The 14,700-nt window shown below is 63.7% G+C and carries 18 protein-coding genes; 13 read left to right on the top strand and 5 right to left on the bottom strand.

Translation table 11 applies throughout. From position 1 onward, the window contains the following. Positions 1 to 25 precede the first annotated feature (25 nt). The 8 genes from OCL88_RS09390 (at position 26) to OCL88_RS09425 (ending at position 7,155) form a co-directional block, all read left to right on the top strand. Positions 26 to 1,018, top strand: a complete 993-nt coding sequence (locus OCL88_RS09390) for a VOC family protein (RefSeq protein WP_264962325.1) — start codon at positions 26 to 28, stop codon at positions 1,016 to 1,018. Then, a complete protein-coding gene (locus tag OCL88_RS09395) occupies positions 1,011 to 1,838 on the top strand; it encodes an alpha/beta fold hydrolase (RefSeq protein WP_166188026.1) in 828 nt (275 codons plus the stop codon). The genes OCL88_RS09390 and OCL88_RS09395 overlap by 8 nt, the downstream gene beginning before the upstream one ends. After that, positions 1,835 to 2,578 carry an SDR family oxidoreductase gene (locus OCL88_RS09400; protein ID WP_021472214.1) on the top strand — a complete coding sequence of 248 codons (744 nt, stop codon included), beginning with the start codon at positions 1,835 to 1,837 and terminating at the stop codon, positions 2,576 to 2,578. Before OCL88_RS09395 ends, OCL88_RS09400 begins: the two co-directional genes overlap by 4 nt. Before the next feature lie 72 nt (positions 2,579 to 2,650). Beyond that, positions 2,651 to 3,439, top strand: a complete 789-nt coding sequence (locus tag OCL88_RS09405) for an SDR family oxidoreductase (RefSeq protein WP_264962326.1) — start codon at positions 2,651 to 2,653, stop codon at positions 3,437 to 3,439. A gap of 81 nt (positions 3,440 to 3,520) precedes the next feature. Continuing rightward, the gene (locus tag OCL88_RS09410; RefSeq protein ID WP_264962327.1) at positions 3,521 to 5,191 is read left to right on the top strand and encodes a thiamine pyrophosphate-binding protein; all 1,671 of its coding nucleotides are present in this window, start codon (positions 3,521 to 3,523) and stop codon (positions 5,189 to 5,191) included. A gap of 16 nt (positions 5,192 to 5,207) precedes the next feature. Further along, positions 5,208 to 5,849 (top strand): alpha/beta fold hydrolase, encoded by a 642-nt coding sequence (locus tag OCL88_RS09415; RefSeq protein WP_264962328.1) that lies wholly within the window; start codon positions 5,208 to 5,210, stop codon positions 5,847 to 5,849. Then, positions 5,842 to 6,060, top strand: coding sequence for a recombinase-like helix-turn-helix domain-containing protein (locus OCL88_RS09420; RefSeq protein WP_021472218.1), 219 nt, complete (start codon positions 5,842 to 5,844; stop codon positions 6,058 to 6,060). Before OCL88_RS09415 ends, OCL88_RS09420 begins: the two co-directional genes overlap by 8 nt. A gap of 3 nt (positions 6,061 to 6,063) precedes the next feature. Continuing rightward, positions 6,064 to 7,155 carry a Rieske 2Fe-2S domain-containing protein gene (locus OCL88_RS09425; protein WP_264962329.1) on the top strand — a complete coding sequence of 364 codons (1,092 nt, stop codon included), beginning with the start codon at positions 6,064 to 6,066 and terminating at the stop codon, positions 7,153 to 7,155. A 216-nt stretch (positions 7,156 to 7,371) separates the two neighbouring features. On the opposite strand, the gene OCL88_RS09430 is transcribed toward OCL88_RS09425, so the two are convergent. Further along, the gene (locus OCL88_RS09430) at positions 7,372 to 7,890 is read right to left on the bottom strand and encodes a cupin domain-containing protein (protein ID WP_062096783.1); all 519 of its coding nucleotides are present in this window, start codon (positions 7,888 to 7,890) and stop codon (positions 7,372 to 7,374) included. A 196-nt stretch (positions 7,891 to 8,086) separates the two neighbouring features. On the opposite strand from OCL88_RS09430, the gene OCL88_RS09435 reads away from it, so the two are divergent. Both OCL88_RS09435 and OCL88_RS09440 read left to right on the top strand, forming a co-directional pair. After that, positions 8,087 to 8,644: a MarR family winged helix-turn-helix transcriptional regulator gene (locus tag OCL88_RS09435; RefSeq protein ID WP_264962330.1), complete on the top strand. Its 558-nt coding sequence runs from the start codon at positions 8,087 to 8,089 to the stop codon at positions 8,642 to 8,644. Positions 8,645 to 8,692: 48 nt separating this feature from the next. Beyond that, positions 8,693 to 9,487 (top strand): aspartate dehydrogenase domain-containing protein, encoded by a 795-nt coding sequence (locus tag OCL88_RS09440; RefSeq protein WP_264962331.1) that lies wholly within the window; start codon positions 8,693 to 8,695, stop codon positions 9,485 to 9,487. Here the strand turns inward: OCL88_RS09440 and OCL88_RS09445 are convergent. The 4 genes from OCL88_RS09445 to OCL88_RS09460 all read right to left on the bottom strand — a co-directional run bounded on the left by OCL88_RS09445 (position 9,480) and on the right by OCL88_RS09460 (position 12,064). Then, positions 9,480 to 9,962, bottom strand: a complete 483-nt coding sequence (locus OCL88_RS09445; protein ID WP_264962332.1) for a TetR family transcriptional regulator — start codon at positions 9,960 to 9,962, stop codon at positions 9,480 to 9,482. The two genes, OCL88_RS09440 and OCL88_RS09445, sit on opposite strands and share 8 nt — an antisense overlap. 73 nt (positions 9,963 to 10,035) lie before the next feature. Beyond that, positions 10,036 to 10,803 carry an SCO1664 family protein gene (locus OCL88_RS09450; protein ID WP_264962333.1) on the bottom strand — a complete coding sequence of 256 codons (768 nt, stop codon included), beginning with the start codon at positions 10,801 to 10,803 and terminating at the stop codon, positions 10,036 to 10,038. After that, positions 10,803 to 11,348 carry a DUF3090 domain-containing protein gene (locus tag OCL88_RS09455; protein ID WP_264962334.1) on the bottom strand — a complete coding sequence of 182 codons (546 nt, stop codon included), beginning with the start codon at positions 11,346 to 11,348 and terminating at the stop codon, positions 10,803 to 10,805. The genes OCL88_RS09450 and OCL88_RS09455 overlap by 1 nt, the downstream gene beginning before the upstream one ends. 23 nt (positions 11,349 to 11,371) lie before the next feature. Then, on the bottom strand, positions 11,372 to 12,064 hold the full coding sequence (locus tag OCL88_RS09460; RefSeq protein WP_264962335.1) for an MSMEG_4193 family putative phosphomutase: 693 nt from the start codon (positions 12,062 to 12,064) through the stop codon (positions 11,372 to 11,374). Between the two features lie 117 nt (positions 12,065 to 12,181). Here OCL88_RS09460 and OCL88_RS09465 point away from each other — a divergent pair, with 117 nt between their 5' ends. The 3 genes from OCL88_RS09465 to OCL88_RS09475 all read left to right on the top strand — a co-directional run bounded on the left by OCL88_RS09465 (position 12,182) and on the right by OCL88_RS09475 (position 14,695). Then, positions 12,182 to 13,216 (top strand): AAA family ATPase, encoded by a 1,035-nt coding sequence (locus OCL88_RS09465; protein WP_264962336.1) that lies wholly within the window; start codon positions 12,182 to 12,184, stop codon positions 13,214 to 13,216. Between the two features lie 135 nt (positions 13,217 to 13,351). Next, positions 13,352 to 13,774, top strand: coding sequence for a hypothetical protein (locus tag OCL88_RS09470; RefSeq protein WP_264962337.1), 423 nt, complete (start codon positions 13,352 to 13,354; stop codon positions 13,772 to 13,774). 120 nt (positions 13,775 to 13,894) lie between these two features. Continuing rightward, positions 13,895 to 14,695 carry a GAF and ANTAR domain-containing protein gene (locus tag OCL88_RS09475; RefSeq protein WP_264962338.1) on the top strand — a complete coding sequence of 267 codons (801 nt, stop codon included), beginning with the start codon at positions 13,895 to 13,897 and terminating at the stop codon, positions 14,693 to 14,695. Positions 14,696 to 14,700 lie beyond the last annotated feature (5 nt).

Genomic DNA, 14,700 nt, shown 5'->3' on the forward strand with positions numbered 1-14,700 from the left:
CACCCCCGACTGAAGGCTGATTCCCATGAACTTTTTCTCAAGCGAGCCTGTCTGCAATCTTCGTTCGCTGCGTTCTGTGTCCTTGAAAGTACCCGATACCAGGCCGGCCAAGGACTTCTATGACCAAGTCTGGGGTCTCTCCACGGTAGAAGAGGACACAGACAAATTCTGGCTCCGCGGTACCGGATCCGAACACCACATCCTGAGGCTGGAAACGGGTGAGCAGAATGCCCTGGGCGGGGTCTCCTTCGCCCTGGCCACGCCGCAGGACGTCGATTCCGCGGCGACCAAGCTCGTTGCCCTGGGAATACCGCTTTTCCGTGAGCCCGGACCCCTGGATGATGCTGCCGGTGGATATGGCTTGCACCTGGTGGATCCGGAAGGCAGGCTCGTGGAACTTTCCGCGAACGTCCATGCAGTGGTCAGCCAGGAGCCGGCCGGCCGGCGCGCCCTTCCACGCAAGATCGCCCACGTGGTCCTTAACACCGTGGACATCGACCGCGCCACCGCGTTCTACACCCAAGTGCTGGGGATGCGGATTTCCGACTGGTCCGAGCACCAGATGGCCTTCCTCCGGTGCAACAGCGAGCACCACGCAATCGCTTTCAACCAGGCGCCTTGGACGTCGGTCAACCACGTAGCTTATGAGATGCAGAGCATTGACCACTTCATGCGCGGCATCGGCAACCTGAAACAGCACAACATTGCCCCGCAGTGGGGTCCGGGCCGGCACGGTCCCGGCGACAATACGTTCTCCTACTTCACGGACCCCGCGGGACTGGTTTGCGAATACACCTCCGAAGTTGCCCAGGTGGATGAGGACAGCTGGCTCTGCCGTACGTGGGAGCGAACGCCCGAACTGTCCGACCAATGGGGCACTGCAGGGCCGCCGACTACCGCGGTGCGAAGCGCCATGGCGGGCGTTCCGGACAGCGGTTACCGGTCCCTGGTGGTCCCCGGCCGTGAGGACTATTTCTCCCCGGCTAAGGCCCCTGCCACTGAAAAAGCCCATGCGTAGCGGCTCGTTGCCGGCGCCCACCGCCGCTTCGATTCCCGTTGTTGCCGAGCGCCGAAAGTCCGTTCACGGAGTCTCCCTCGTAGTTCGCGGGGAAGGGATTCCCGTCTTCCTGATGCACGGCATCGGGGGAGCCGCGTCGTCCTGTGGTGCGCTGGCCCAGCTCCTCAGTGCCCACGGCTACCAGACCTTCTGCTGGGATGCGCCCGGTTACGGAGAGTCCGCTGCTCCAACCGACGGCCTGGATCATCCTTCGGTGGTACTGGACATCCTGGCCACCCTCGGCGTTGGGCCGGCGCACCTCTTTGGCACATCGTGGGGCGGGGTCATTGCCACCACGGTTGCCGCGAGGGCGCCGGAGGCAGTGCGGTCCATTGTCCTGGCCGACAGTACGCGGGGTTCTGGAACCACGCACGACACAGCGCAACGCATGCTGGCCCGCGTTCCTGAACTGGCCGCCGTCGGGCCTGAAAGTATTGCAGCCCGGCGCGCCTCGAAGCTGGTCTCTCCATCCGCCCCCGCCTGGGTGGCCGAAGCTGTCCGGGCGGATATGGCCTCCGTCCGCTTGTCCGGGTTCGCGTCAGCGGCCACCATGATGGCGCAGTGCGATACGACGGAACTGCTGCCCGGGTTGCGGGTTCCGGCGCTCGTGCTGGCCGGACAGGATGATGTGATCACCGGCGTGCCCGAATCGAGGATTCTCGCCGAAAACATTCCAGGCGCCGAACTGTGCATTATCCCCAATGCGGGCCACGCTGCAGTGCAGGAGAAGCCCCTTGAGATGTCGGCGGCCATCCTCGCTTTCTGGGACGGCATCCAATGACGCGCCTGGTGGTAGTGACGGGATCCGGGCGTGGCCTGGGCTTCGACATTGCCGAACGACTGGCACGTGCCGGAGACCGGATAGTCATCGCGGAGAAGAACGCGGACCTCGCGGAGCGGGCCGCCGCAACACTGCATGAACGCGGCCTGGATGTCACGGCGGTGGTCACCGACATTGCTGACAAGGCCTCGGTGGAGGCCCTGGCGACGGCGGTCCGGCAGCTGGGCGGCGCGGATGCGCTGGTCAACAACGCGGCACTGGCCGACGGCGTCGGCGGCGATACTTTCTGGGAGCTGGAGGAAGGCTTCTTCCAAAGGGTGATGACCGTCAATGCCTACGGGACCTGGCTGGTCAGCAAGCACCTCTTCCCCCAGCTTGCCCAGTCCCCGGCGGGCGCGATCGTGAACATCGCCTCGGACGCAGCGCTCTACGGAAGCCCACGGCTGGTCCACTACGTCGGATCAAAAGGGGCCGTGCTCGCCATGACCCGGTCCATGGCCCGCGACGCAGGGCCATCGGGTGTCCGCGTCAACGCGGTGGCCCCGGGGTTGACCCGGGTGGAAGCCACCGAATCAGTGCCCGCCTCCCGCTACCGGCTCTATGAAGACAACCGGGTGCTGCCCAGGGACCAACAACCCAACGATGTATCGGGAGTGGTCCAATTCCTGCTCTCCGACGCCGCAGGGTTCATCACCGGCCAGACCATCGTGGTGGATGGCGGCTTCGTGATGGGCCACTGATGAGCTCAACCACGGCCACAACAAAACCGGCCAATGCACACTATGCCGGCCATTAGACAAGGAGTCCCACACATGGACCTGCAACTGAAGGACCGCACGGTGGTGGTCACCGGGGCGAGTTCCGGCGTCGGCCTTGCCACCGCACGCTACTTGCTCAGTGAAGGTGCGCGGGTTGCCGCCTGTGCCCGTGACCTCGGCCGGCTGACCGCGGCGTTCGACGAGTTTTCCTGGGCGGACAAAGACTCCATCCACCTTGCCTCGTGCGACGTCACGGACCAGGAAGCCACCAACGCCTTCATCGCCGGAACGCTGGATCGGTTCGGCGCCATAGACGGGCTGGTCTGCAACGCCGGACGATCCCTCATGGCCACACTCCAGGAGACCACGGACCAGCAACTGCGCGATGAGTTCGAGCTGAAGATCTTCGGCGTCCTCAACATGGTGCGGTCGGCCAGGATCGCCTTGAGTGCCTCCGCCCAGGGCTCCGTGGTCAACGTCAACGCCATTCTTGCCCGGCAGCCCGAGCTGCGCCTGGCCGCTACCTCCGCCGCCCGCGCCGCGCTGTTGAACCTGACCCATTCCCTTGCCGAAGACCTGGCAACGGACGGCACGCGCGTGAACTCGGTCCTGCTGGGACTGGTGGACACGGGACAGTGGCGCCGACGCTTCGAAAATGCCGGCACCGACCTCGACTACGAGGCCTGGAGTGCGGAAATCGCCGGGGACCGCGGCATCAAGCTGGGCCGTTTCGGCACAGCGGAGGAGGTTGCGTTCCATATTGTCTGTCTCCTCTCGCCCAACAGCGGCTACACCACTGGGGCGACCATCGACGTCGGCGGTGGCGTTGGGCGCTATGTCTAGGCAGGGCGCAGGGAAACCAGAGCCCGCACCGCAACGGAAACCCATCGGCCCACGGAAGTTCACCACGAAAGAGAACCGGAAATGTCACTGACACAAGAAGCAACCGTCCCGAGGGGGCCAACAGGAGGCGATGTCCTGGTCCGTGTGCTGCGTCGCCACGGCATCGACACCGTTTTCGGCGTTATCAGCATTCACAACCTGCCCCTCGTTGAAGCTGTGGACAGGGAACTGAACTTCGTCGCCATGCGTCATGAGGCCGCGGTCGTCAACGCCGCTGACGGGTACGCCCGCGCGTCCGGCAAGTTCGGCGTTGCCCTGACCAGCACGGGCACGGGAGCCGGCAACGCCGCTGGTTCCATGGTGGAGGCGCTCACCGCGGGAAGCCGCGTCCTGCACATTACCGGCCAGATCGACAGCGAATTCATGGGCAGCAACCGCGGAGTGATCCACGAGGTACCACGCCAGCTCCAGATGCTCCACGCCGTCTCCGGGTATGCCCGGACCATCTTCAACGGCAAGGATGCTGAGGCTGACCTCGAGGAGGCGATCGCGCACCTCCTTTCCGCCCCGCACACACCGGCCAGCATCGAGTGGCCTACGGACCTTCAGTACCTGGCTCATCCGGACGATCAGCGCCCCGTCGATGCCCGGGTGAAGCCCGCCGCCGCGTACGACACCCTGGCCGTCGCGGAAGCCGCCCGCCTCCTGGCAGGTGCGAAGCGACCCCTGATCTGGGCCGGGGGAGGAGCGGCCGGAGCCGGTAAGGAACTTGCTGCCCTGCTGCACGGGCTTGGCGCGGGACTGCTCACCAGCAATTCCGGGCGGGGCGTCGTTCCGGAGGATGACGACCTTGTCATCGGGAACTTCGCGACCACTCCGGCCGGCACCCGGCTCCTCGAGGAATCCGACCTGTTGCTCAGTATTGGAACGCATTTCCGTTCCAACGAGACGCAGCATTACTCATTGAAGATTCCCTCCACCCACATCCAGCTGGACCTGAACCCTGACGCCGTCGGACGGGTATACCCGGCCACCGTCTCCCTGGTGGGCGACTCCCGCGCCATTCTGGATGCGCTCGTCCAGCAGTTGCCGAGCCATTCACCCGACTCCGGGTGGACGCAAAAGGTTAACGACGTACGCCGCGAGGTACGCGCTGCGCTGACCACCTACATTGGCGGTTACGCGGAGATCTGCCACAGCCTCCGGGAACGCCTGGACCGCAGATCCGTCGTGGCCCGCGACGTCACCATCCCCTCCAGCCAGTGGGGTAACCGCCTGCTGGAAATGTACTCACGCGAAACCAACATCTTTCCCCTCGGGGGCGGCATAGGCCAAGGACTCGCCATGGGCATAGGGGCGGCGTGCGCCCGCCCGGAAGTTCCCACCGTAGTCATTGCCGGGGACGGCGGGCTCGCCGTTCACCTGGGCGAGCTTGCCTCCCTGGCCGGCTCCGGCGCCTGGTGCGTGGTGTTGGTCTTCAACGACGCCGGCTACGGGGTGCTGCGCAACATGCAGAGGGCCAACGGTTTCGCGGAGGCAGGAGTCGACCTGCATACACCGGACTTTGCTTTGTTGGCCCGGTCATTGGACCTGCCGTTCCGGCGGGTGGGCGGGCCGGGAACCTTTGATCCGGCCTTGGCCGAGGCGCTGGCCCTCAGGGGGCCGGCGGTCATCGAAATTGATGTCAACGCCTTGGAACCTGCACCCGGAGCCTTCGTCCCTCCGGTGCACGTTCCAACCGCAGATCACTAGTAGAGCAGGTGAGCACATGAACCCAAGTACTGATTCGGACCCGTACGCCGGCCCTGGGCCCGACGCGGCCGAACCGCGGCATGACGTGGTGTGTCTGCGCGGCGGCGCAGGGACCGGGGAGTGGGATGAGCATCAACTGGACACGTTGGGAGCCCGTGCCTGGGAACCTGAAACGGGTCTTGCCCTGGACGTCGGGGGACCACCTGGCCAACTGGACGCGTGGGTTCATGCGGCCTCTCTGGCTCTTCGGGAGTCTACGGCCGGCCCGGCGCATGTCCTGGCCAACGGAGCAGCCGCCTACGGTGCCATACTCCTCGCCACGCGGCATCCTGAACAGGTCAAGAGCATGATCCTTGGCGACCCGCTGGTGGACACGTCCACAGACGGCTTCGTGGCAGCGCTCCGGCAGGTTCGCGCACCGTCCTTGGTCATTGCCGCTGCACCCGACATCGACGCCGATGTTTCCATAGCCCAATGCATCGCAGGAGGCATTGGCAACGGTGTCTTCGTCATCATCGACAACGCCACCGTGCCGGCACATCAAAGCCGATCCACCTCGTTCAACGAGTGGAGCAGGTCGTTCATGAAGATCGCTGAAGGCTTGCACACCGTCTCGCAAACACTTCCCACCCAACTACAGGAGGAACCCCGTGCCTGAGCAATACCTTGATGCCAACCAGTCCCGTGTCGGTCCGCCGAACCCCTATGAGCTGAAGCTCGCGGGCGCCCTGTCCGAAATTTTCGCCAGCGGCAGCCACGAACTTCCGGCGGTCATTTCGGGGTTGAACAACCTGGGGCTGAATGCCCCGGACGGCCAGCCGTGGGATGAAGCCCGATTCCGTTCCGAAATGCGACGACTGGGAGAGTAGGAAATGACAACTGCAACTGCAACTTCAACCGGGGCAAGGGCCGGCAGGGTCATGCCGAAAACGGTGGTCGGTACCCGGCGTCAGCTCGATGCCGCAGAACTCGCCGCCACAGGACTGCGGGACCGCTGGTACGCCATCTATCCATCCCGGTTCGTTGGCCAGGGGGATATGGTCAAGGTCCGGCGGTTGGGCGTGGATTGGCTGCTGTTCCGTGATGCCCGGGGACAAATCCGGATGCTGGAGGATCGCTGCCCCCACCGCAGCGCCCCCCTGTCCGTAGGCCAGCACCTGGGTGACCGGGTGGCATGCAAGTACCACGGAGTTCAGGTGGACGGACACGGAACGGTGGTTTCGGTTCCTGGTATGCCCGGCTGTGCGCTCGAGGGAAAAACGGTCACTGCGTCGCTGGCCGTGGAGGAAGGCGCGGACATGATCTTCGCTTTCATGCCACTGACCGCCGACTCGGAGGTTACCCCCTTCAAGTTGCCCGATCGCCTGGACAACCCCGATATTTCCTGGTTCTCCAATTACGCGGAGTGGAACAGCCCGTGGCGGTTCTACATGGACAACGTCCTGGATCCCATGCACGGGGCGTTCCTGCACCGTGAATCGCATTCAATGTTTGGCGGAGACACGAGCGCCCGCTTCCGCATCCGCGAAACGGACCGCGGATTCTTCTTCGAGAAGACGGACCAGCGCGGCAAGAACTTCGACTGGGTGGAGTACTGCCGCGAGGCCATGGACTACGTGGACCTGGAGATCCCTTACGCCGATTCAGCCGGTCCCGGCGGCTCCTTCGGCATCGTCGGGATGTCCACTCCCATAGATGCGGATACCTCCGCTGTGTTCCACTGGCGTACCCGGACCGTCTCCGATTGGGAGCGGGACGTCTGGCGATTCATGTACAAGACAACACTGGAGGAAAAGCACTGGGTGGTCCTGGAACAGGACCGCGCACTGTTGGAGGCGCTGGCGGCCGACGCCGACAGGGATGAGCACCTGTACCAGCACGACCTTGGCGTGGCCAGGATCAGGCGCATCCACGATGCCGATGCCCAGAAGCAGGCCGCCATTCTCGCAGAGGGAACCGCGTAGCGCCTGTAGATTGCGTGGTTCAACCGCCGCGCAATTGAGGCAGTATGCAAGAGCCTGCAGCCCGACCAGGTCCGGGCTGCAGGCTCTTTCCTGTGCTCTTTTCGTTTGGTCTTTTGTTGGCCCGGCGCCCGGTGTCAGACGTTTCCCGGGGCATTAGTTTTCCGGCAAGAAAAAACCCGGGTACCGGCCATCGCCGGTACCCGGGCTCCCAGGGGGCTAACGGGTCACGCCATACATCTCCGACGTCGGCGGGTAGAAGGGGATCTCCGGCTTCTTTGCGCCGATGATGACGCAGATGAGTGCGTCGTCATCGCTGACGGTCCGCAAACTCCGGGGGACACCGGCCGGAACGCGGATCAGATCGCGGTAGCCGAGCACGCGGCTAGCTTTCTTGTTCCCGTCTTCAACGTCGTGCACGCTGAACTCCACCTGCCCCTCGAGCACGAAGAACACCTCTTCAACGTCCGGGTGCGTATGTTCGGGTCCAACGCATCCGGCCGGCAGCACCATGTTGGAGAAGGTGAAGTGCTCTGCCTGGAGAATGTTGTTGTCGTTGGAGTGGTCACCGGTTGCCCCGGAACCGATGTAGCGGACCTGGCCGCGACGGAACTTCTCACCCATTTTGGTCTGGAACTTGAGCGTATTGAAGTCAACTACCCGACTGTCACGGGAGGCGATGGACGAGTCAATCAGCTCCTCAAGTTCCGGAATTTTGCTTGCGATAACGTCGCCCATGATGGACCTCTCTCTGGTGGTGAATTGCCGGATTTCGTAAGGGCCTTGCAGGAAGTAGATCTTCCTCGGCTCTAACTATCTCAAGACTAAGATATAATGGAAAGCGCTGCAAGACATTCGCGGGAACGGGCGCGCTTCACCGGAGTACTGGAAAGCTCAGTGTTAAGATGCTTAGACGAAATTAAGGAGAGAGCACATGACCACCGAGCCCCAAACCACCGACCCGGATGCCGTAGATGCGATCATCGAGGACTGGCGTCGCGAACGTCCCGAACTCGATGCCAGGACCATTGGAGTTTTTGGCCGCCTGCAAAGCCTCGTTGCCCGGCAGCGCGCCGTGCAGGACGCGAATTACGAGGAGCATGGGCTCACGTTGGCGTCCTTTGACGTCCTGGCAAATTTGCGCCGGTCAGGGCCTCCCCACCGCAAAACCGCTGGTGAGCTCGCAAGTTCGTCCATGCTGACTACGGGAGGGATCACGTTCCGCCTGGACCGCATGGAGGAGCAGAACCTCATCGAGCGCGTTCGATCAAAAGAGGATCGCCGCGTCGTCTACGCCCAGATCACCGAGCACGGCAAGAAGCTCATCGATGAGGTGATTTCCAAGCATCTGGAAACGCAGCGCAACATGCTCTCCGGCCTCACAGCCGAAGAGATTGAACAACTGGCCCTCTTGCTCAAGAAGGCCGAAGCCTCCATCGTCGCCTATGACCCCAACGCTTCCTCCCAGGACAAGATCCCTTCCAATGCCTAGGCGGTCCTAGGGGGGGAATGTCCACCTAACCCACTAGTAAGGAAACGCATGAAGCCAGTAGCCCGCAAAATCGGAATCATCGGACACGGGGCCATCGGGGCCCGGGTGGCTGCGGATGTTGCCGCAGGGAAAGTCGCAGGTGCCTCTCTGGAGGGCATCGTCAGCCGCAGTCCCGTTCCAAACGCTCCGGCGCCCCGCCTGGACATGGCTGAGGCGTTGGACCGTTGCGATGTGATGGTCGAATGCGCGGGCCAGGAAGCCCTTGCCGAACACGGCGAGACTGTGCTGTCTGCGGGTGTCGATCTGCTGGCCACATCGCTGGGAGCCCTGGCGGACCCTGATCTTTCGGGCCGCTTGTCCGCAGCCGGTCCGGGCAGGCTCTTCCTGACGCCCGGCTCCATCGGTGGCTTGGACCTGTTGGCGTCGGGAGCCCGGGCAACGGGTTATGACGCCGTCAAAATCACGACGACCAAGCTGCCCGCTTCCCTGGTGCAGCCATGGATGGATGAGAAGGAAGCCGATCGAATCCGGAACACCGCTGTTCCGCTCGAAATCTACCAAGGCCCTGCTGACCAGGCCACGCGCTTGTTCCCGAAATCGCTCAATGTGGCCGCGGCGGTCGCTTTGGCCGTAGCGGACTGGGGCGTGGATGTGTCCGTGCGGGTGGACCCGGCTGCCCGGCTGACCACGCACGTGATCGAGGCCGCCGGGAACAGCGGGACCTACCGCTTCGAAATCTGCAATCAGGTATCGCCGCAAAACCCGCGTACCAGCGGCATTGTGCCGTTTGCCGTGCTGCGATCACTGGAACTGATCGTTGGCGCACGGGGCGGAATCATCTAGGTTGCCCGGGGGCATCGCCGCCTGGGGCGATGTCAGCCAGGACAGCATTCAAGCGATCATCGGTCAGGTAGGTCATGCCCGTCAGAAGGGACGTAATCTTTTCGCGCTCCCGTTGGTTGAAGCGTGTGTCATCGAGGATGTCACTGACCCAGAGCCCGTCCATGGCAAGCCGCACGATGATCCCGATGATTCCTACTGGTTCGTCCGGGGCAAGGTCCTCACGGTCAAGCCTGCGGTTCAAGTACAGAAGTGATTCGGCCAGATTGGGGCGGGAGATGGCGGTGGCCAACAGGGCCGCTTGGTTGCGGTCGCTGTTGGCCCGGGCATCGGAGAAGGCTTGGATATAGGCACGTTCTTCGGCGCCCACGGGATTGGGATCTGCCTCTGCAAGACTTCCCAGCTCATGCACGAGTTCAACAATCATCGACTCGACGTCCTGCTCGATTTCTTCGATGGGCGCATCCGGCCTGAACATTTTCCCCTCCAGTGCTGCAATCGACGATCTCTGCTTCCGGCCAGTCTAGCCACGAATGGAAGTGGAGAGGGCCTTAGAACAAAGGCCAGGGCACGGCCGGCATGCCGCCCCGCGGCGCCGGAAACCTTCCAGCCGAACGCAGGCGTTCGCAACGGAGCGCGAGGGCTGAGACTTCTTCGGGGCTCAACAGCTCTGCCAGCTCCCGGCCCAGCCCGCCGCGCAATCCTTCGCTGACGCGCTCTATGCCTTCCCGTTCTTCGGCGGTCAAGGCCTCGCCGAGCCACCCCCAAAGCACGGTGCGAAGCTTGTGGTCCGTATGGAACGTCAGTCCGTGGTCCACGCCGTGGCGATGCCCGTTCGCCATGGCAAGAATGTGGTTGCCCTTGCGGTCGGCGTTGTTGACGACGACGTCGAACACGGCCATGCGCCTGAGCGCAGGTGAGTCTTCGTGGACCAGGGCAACTATCCGCCCGTCGTCGTCCTGCCCCTCGAGGACCTGTTTCCAACCGGCCTCCGGAACGTCATCGCTTGGCCTCAGGTCCACCGGATCCTGGGAGGGGTCCTGCTCTTGCCAGAGCTGCACCATCCCGCGGCCCAGTGGTCCGTCGCGCAGCCAGGTGCGCGGCACGATGTCCCAACCCATGGCCTGGGAGACCCGGAAGGACGCCATCTCGCGGTGGGCCAGGGTGCCGTGCGGAAAGTCCCAGAGGGGGCTTTCGCCGGCTATCGGCTTATAGACCACGGCAACGTCGTCGATGCTGCCCAGGAAGGTGGCATTTGAGGCCGTTGTAATGCGGCCGGTCAGCGTCAGCTCTGCGGCGACCAGGTCCGGTGTTGGCATCAGGCCTCGGGAAGCGTGCAGGTGTGCCCGTCGGGATCAATGGGGTAGCCGCAGATAGTGCACAAGGGACGTCCGGCCGCCACGATTTCCCGGGTGCGCTTGGTGAAGGCACGGGCGGTGCCTACAGGCATGCGCACCAGCAGCATTTCCGGTTCGTCGGCGCCGTCCAGGTCAACGGACTCATCGCCGTCGATGTCACTGATCGGGTAAGCCTCCAGGACTATCTGGGCCGTGGTCGGATCCCAACCAAGGCTCATCGCGCCGGTGCGGAATTGCTCCAGGGGGTCCTCAAGCGGGTCATTGTCCACCAGTTCGACCGGCGTGCTGGTGGGAACGCTGAAGGGGTTGCCATCGATCGTGAGGAGCTGGTCGAGGATTTCGTCGATCTTCTCCGCAAGCTGGGCTGACTGCTGCTTCTCGAGGGCAATGCTGACAATCTGCGTTCCTGCGCGCACCTGCAGGTAGAACGTGCGGTCTCCGGGTTGTCCTATGGTGCCGATGACAACCCGGTCGGGCCAGGCAAACTCGTGAACGCGCGTAGGCATGTCAGTATTCTAGGCACACGGGCTCAGGGCGTCTGCCCACCTGCGCCGCCGCCCACCGGTGCGTCGCCGGAACGGAGGCCGCTCGAGAGCCAGGACAGGTCGCCGGCTTCCGTGTTGGTCGCGTGGACGCTCGGCCGGTTGGCACCGTAGTTGACTATCGACACGGAAGCCGGACCCACGCTGATCCGCTGAAACAGGTCAAGGTGCATGCCCAACGCGTCGGCGAGGATGGACTTGATGACGTCGCCGTGGCTCACGGCCACCCATACTGCTCCGGGCCCGTGCTCGGCTTCGAACGCTGCGTCATGGCGCCGGATGGCCGCCACTGAGCGGGCCTGCATGGCGGCCATGGCCTCACCGCCGGGAAATACGACGGCGGATGGTTGCGTCTGCACCACGGGCCACAGTTTCTCGGTGGCCAGGTCGGACAGGGCCCGGCCCTGCCATTGACCGTAATCGCACTCCGTCAGGTCGGGCTCGACCGGTGCGTACGGACTGCCTGTTTGCCGGTCAAGAATGAACCGGGCTGTTTGCAGGCAGCGTTCAAGGGGGCTGGATACCACTCCCACCACCGGCACCGCCGCGAGCCGTTCCCCGGTCAGGGCAGCCTGCCCGCGTCCGATCTCGTCCAAGTCAACACCGGCTGCGCGGCCGGCCAACAATCCGGTGGCATTGGCCGTGGTGCGGCCGTGCCGCACGAGGATAACTGTCGCCATCTGCCCAGCCTAGCCAGAAACGGAGCCCCGGGCCGACGAAGGTGAGGACCGCCTTGGGTTCACCCCGCGGACCCGCCGCGACGGAGAGGCCGGAACCCCTGGGGCTACAGTGGAGCTATGGCTACCAGCCGCAACCCGCTTGATGACCTGCGGGAGACCATTGGTCACTTGGCCAGTCAGCTTAAGCTGACCGGGTCCGAACGCGTCGATGACCTGATGGGGGACCTCATCGGCCCACGGTCTGGTCCTGCCCGTCCGCTATCGGAAGTGCAGGCGGAGTTGGACGCCCTGATCGGGCTGGAGACGGTAAAAGAGCAGGTGCGGGCCCTCGTCGCGCTGCTCCAGGTCCAGGCACGCCGCAAAGCCCACGGACTGCCTGAAGTGGCCACATCCCAGCACCTGGTGTTCCTCGGCAACCCCGGAACGGGTAAGACGACGGTAGCGCGGCTCCTGGCCGAGATGTACCGTGCGGTGGGGCTGCTGCAGAAAGGCCATCTGGTGGAAGTGGACCGTTCGGGCCTGGTAGGGCAATACGTCGGGGAGACTGCCATCAAGACGGACCGGGTGATTCGGCGGGCGCTGGACGGGGTCCTGTTTATCGACGAGGCATATGCGCTCGCCCCGGAGGACGGCCGGATGGATTTCGGCCCCGAGGCCATAGAAGTGCTGCTCAAACGGATGGAAGACCATCGCCACCGGCTGGTGGTGATCGTGGCCGGATATCCCCGGCTCATGGAATCCTTCCTGATCTCCAACCCCGGACTGCGCTCCCGGTTCGCCCGCGAAATCACCTTCCCTGATTACTCCGTCGATGAACTGGAGATGATCTTCCACCGGATGCTTGAGCACCACGAGTACATGCTGGAACCGGGTGCGGACCAGATGCTTCGGCGGATTTTCTCCGGACTCCGCACGGGGGAGGAGTCCGGCAACGCGCGGTTCGCCCGCACACTCTTTGAACAGGCACTCAATCGGCAGGCGCTGCGGCTGTCACTCGACGCGGAGCACAGCCTGGATGCGCTTGGCCGAGAGGCCGTGGTCACCCTGACTTCGGATGACATTGTTGAGGCGGCGCTGGCGTTGGGCGAGGAACCGGAGCCGGAATATACACCGGAACCGGAGCGGTCGCGCTGGTGGCGTTGGCTCGTCTGAGAGGCTCGCGAACGGGAACCGATTTTCGTACGGCTACCTATTGATAAGGCGCCTTATAACTGGTGTCATAGTACTGGAATAGAGAGTTGTCTTCCTGCCGGATCGACCAGCTGCCCGCCGAGCAACGGAGCCATCATGTATGGGATTAGCGGCCCGAGCCTTCACCGGCTCACCCAGGAAACCCGGGCCTTGGGATGCCTGCACTGCGGATCCAACGAGTACGTTGCGATCGAATCAATAGAGTCCCTGCCTCCGCATCCGGGTGAACTTCACGTCGAGGTGGAGTACGCCTGCCGTCATTGCCAGGGGAGCTATCAGCACCGGGCGCGCTTCCGCGACGTCGCTGCCATCCTGAACCGCACCAAGACCTTGGAGGGACTGTTCCGGTTTGCGGGGGAGTACTTCCATTGCGGTGAGGCTATGCGTGTCGAGGGAACCGGGGTCAGGAACATCCATGCCCCGATGCCCGCCAGGGAACCGGAACTGGACGAGGGCGTCAACGTGGGGACCACGGTCCTGAGGTGCCGCTGCGGGTTCCGTTTGGAATTGCCCAACTAGGTGAGGCGTCTCGCCACAGCACGGAAGTTGGTGGCACCAACGGCAAGTGCCGGTGAGAAGTAGCAGTGCGAAGTGGCGGTGCGAGGTAACGGTGCCAGGTAACGGTGCCAGGTAGCAGGGGTGCTGATTGAAGAGCTGGTGATGCTTTCCTACATTGGTTCCATGCCTGCCGATAAACCGCGCGTCGATGACGTGGAACTGATCGAAGACCTCCTGGTTACTGCCAACGGCCTGCAGGACTTCGCGCAGGGGCTATGCGACGTGGCTGCGCAGGTCGCCTCGCGGGAAACCGGCATTGCGGTTGACTGCGGGATTTCCCTGAGCCGCCCCAAACGTCCGTCCGCCGTGGCAGGCAGCACTGCCATCGCGGCACAGCTCATGGATGGAGAGCACGACACTGTGGACGACGGTCCCTGCCTGGAAGCCTGGGCAACGGGATCGCGCGTCCTGGTGGGGGCCGATGCGATGGAGCAACGCTGGCCGTTGCACAGCAAGACCTTGGCCTTGGCCGGCTACGCAAGTGCATTACTTGTCCCTTTCGCCTTCCGGGACGGGGCCTGCGCTCTGATGGTCTTCCTGGCGGCGACGCCGGGCGCCTTCACCGAAGACGCCACGCCGGTCATCGACAGATTCAACCACACCGCCCACCAAGCTCTGCAAATCGCCTTGAAGACGGCCGCCGGCTCGGACCGGATCAGTGATCTGCATGCCGCCATGCGGAGCAGATCCGTCATCGACACCGCATGCGGGATGATCATGATGCAGGAGCGATGCACCCAGGAGGAAGCGTTCAGAACGCTCCAACGAGCATCAAGCGCACGCAATAAGAAACTTCGCCTCGTGGCTGAGGAGATCCTCCGGAGGGCCAACTCTTCTGCTGTCAGGTGCCGGGAATCCGGCGTGGGAAGCAGCCGCACCTGAGTTTG

The organism is Paenarthrobacter sp. PAE-2 (assembly GCF_026013155.1).
Lineage (GTDB): Bacteria > Actinomycetota > Actinomycetes > Actinomycetales > Micrococcaceae > Arthrobacter > Arthrobacter ureafaciens.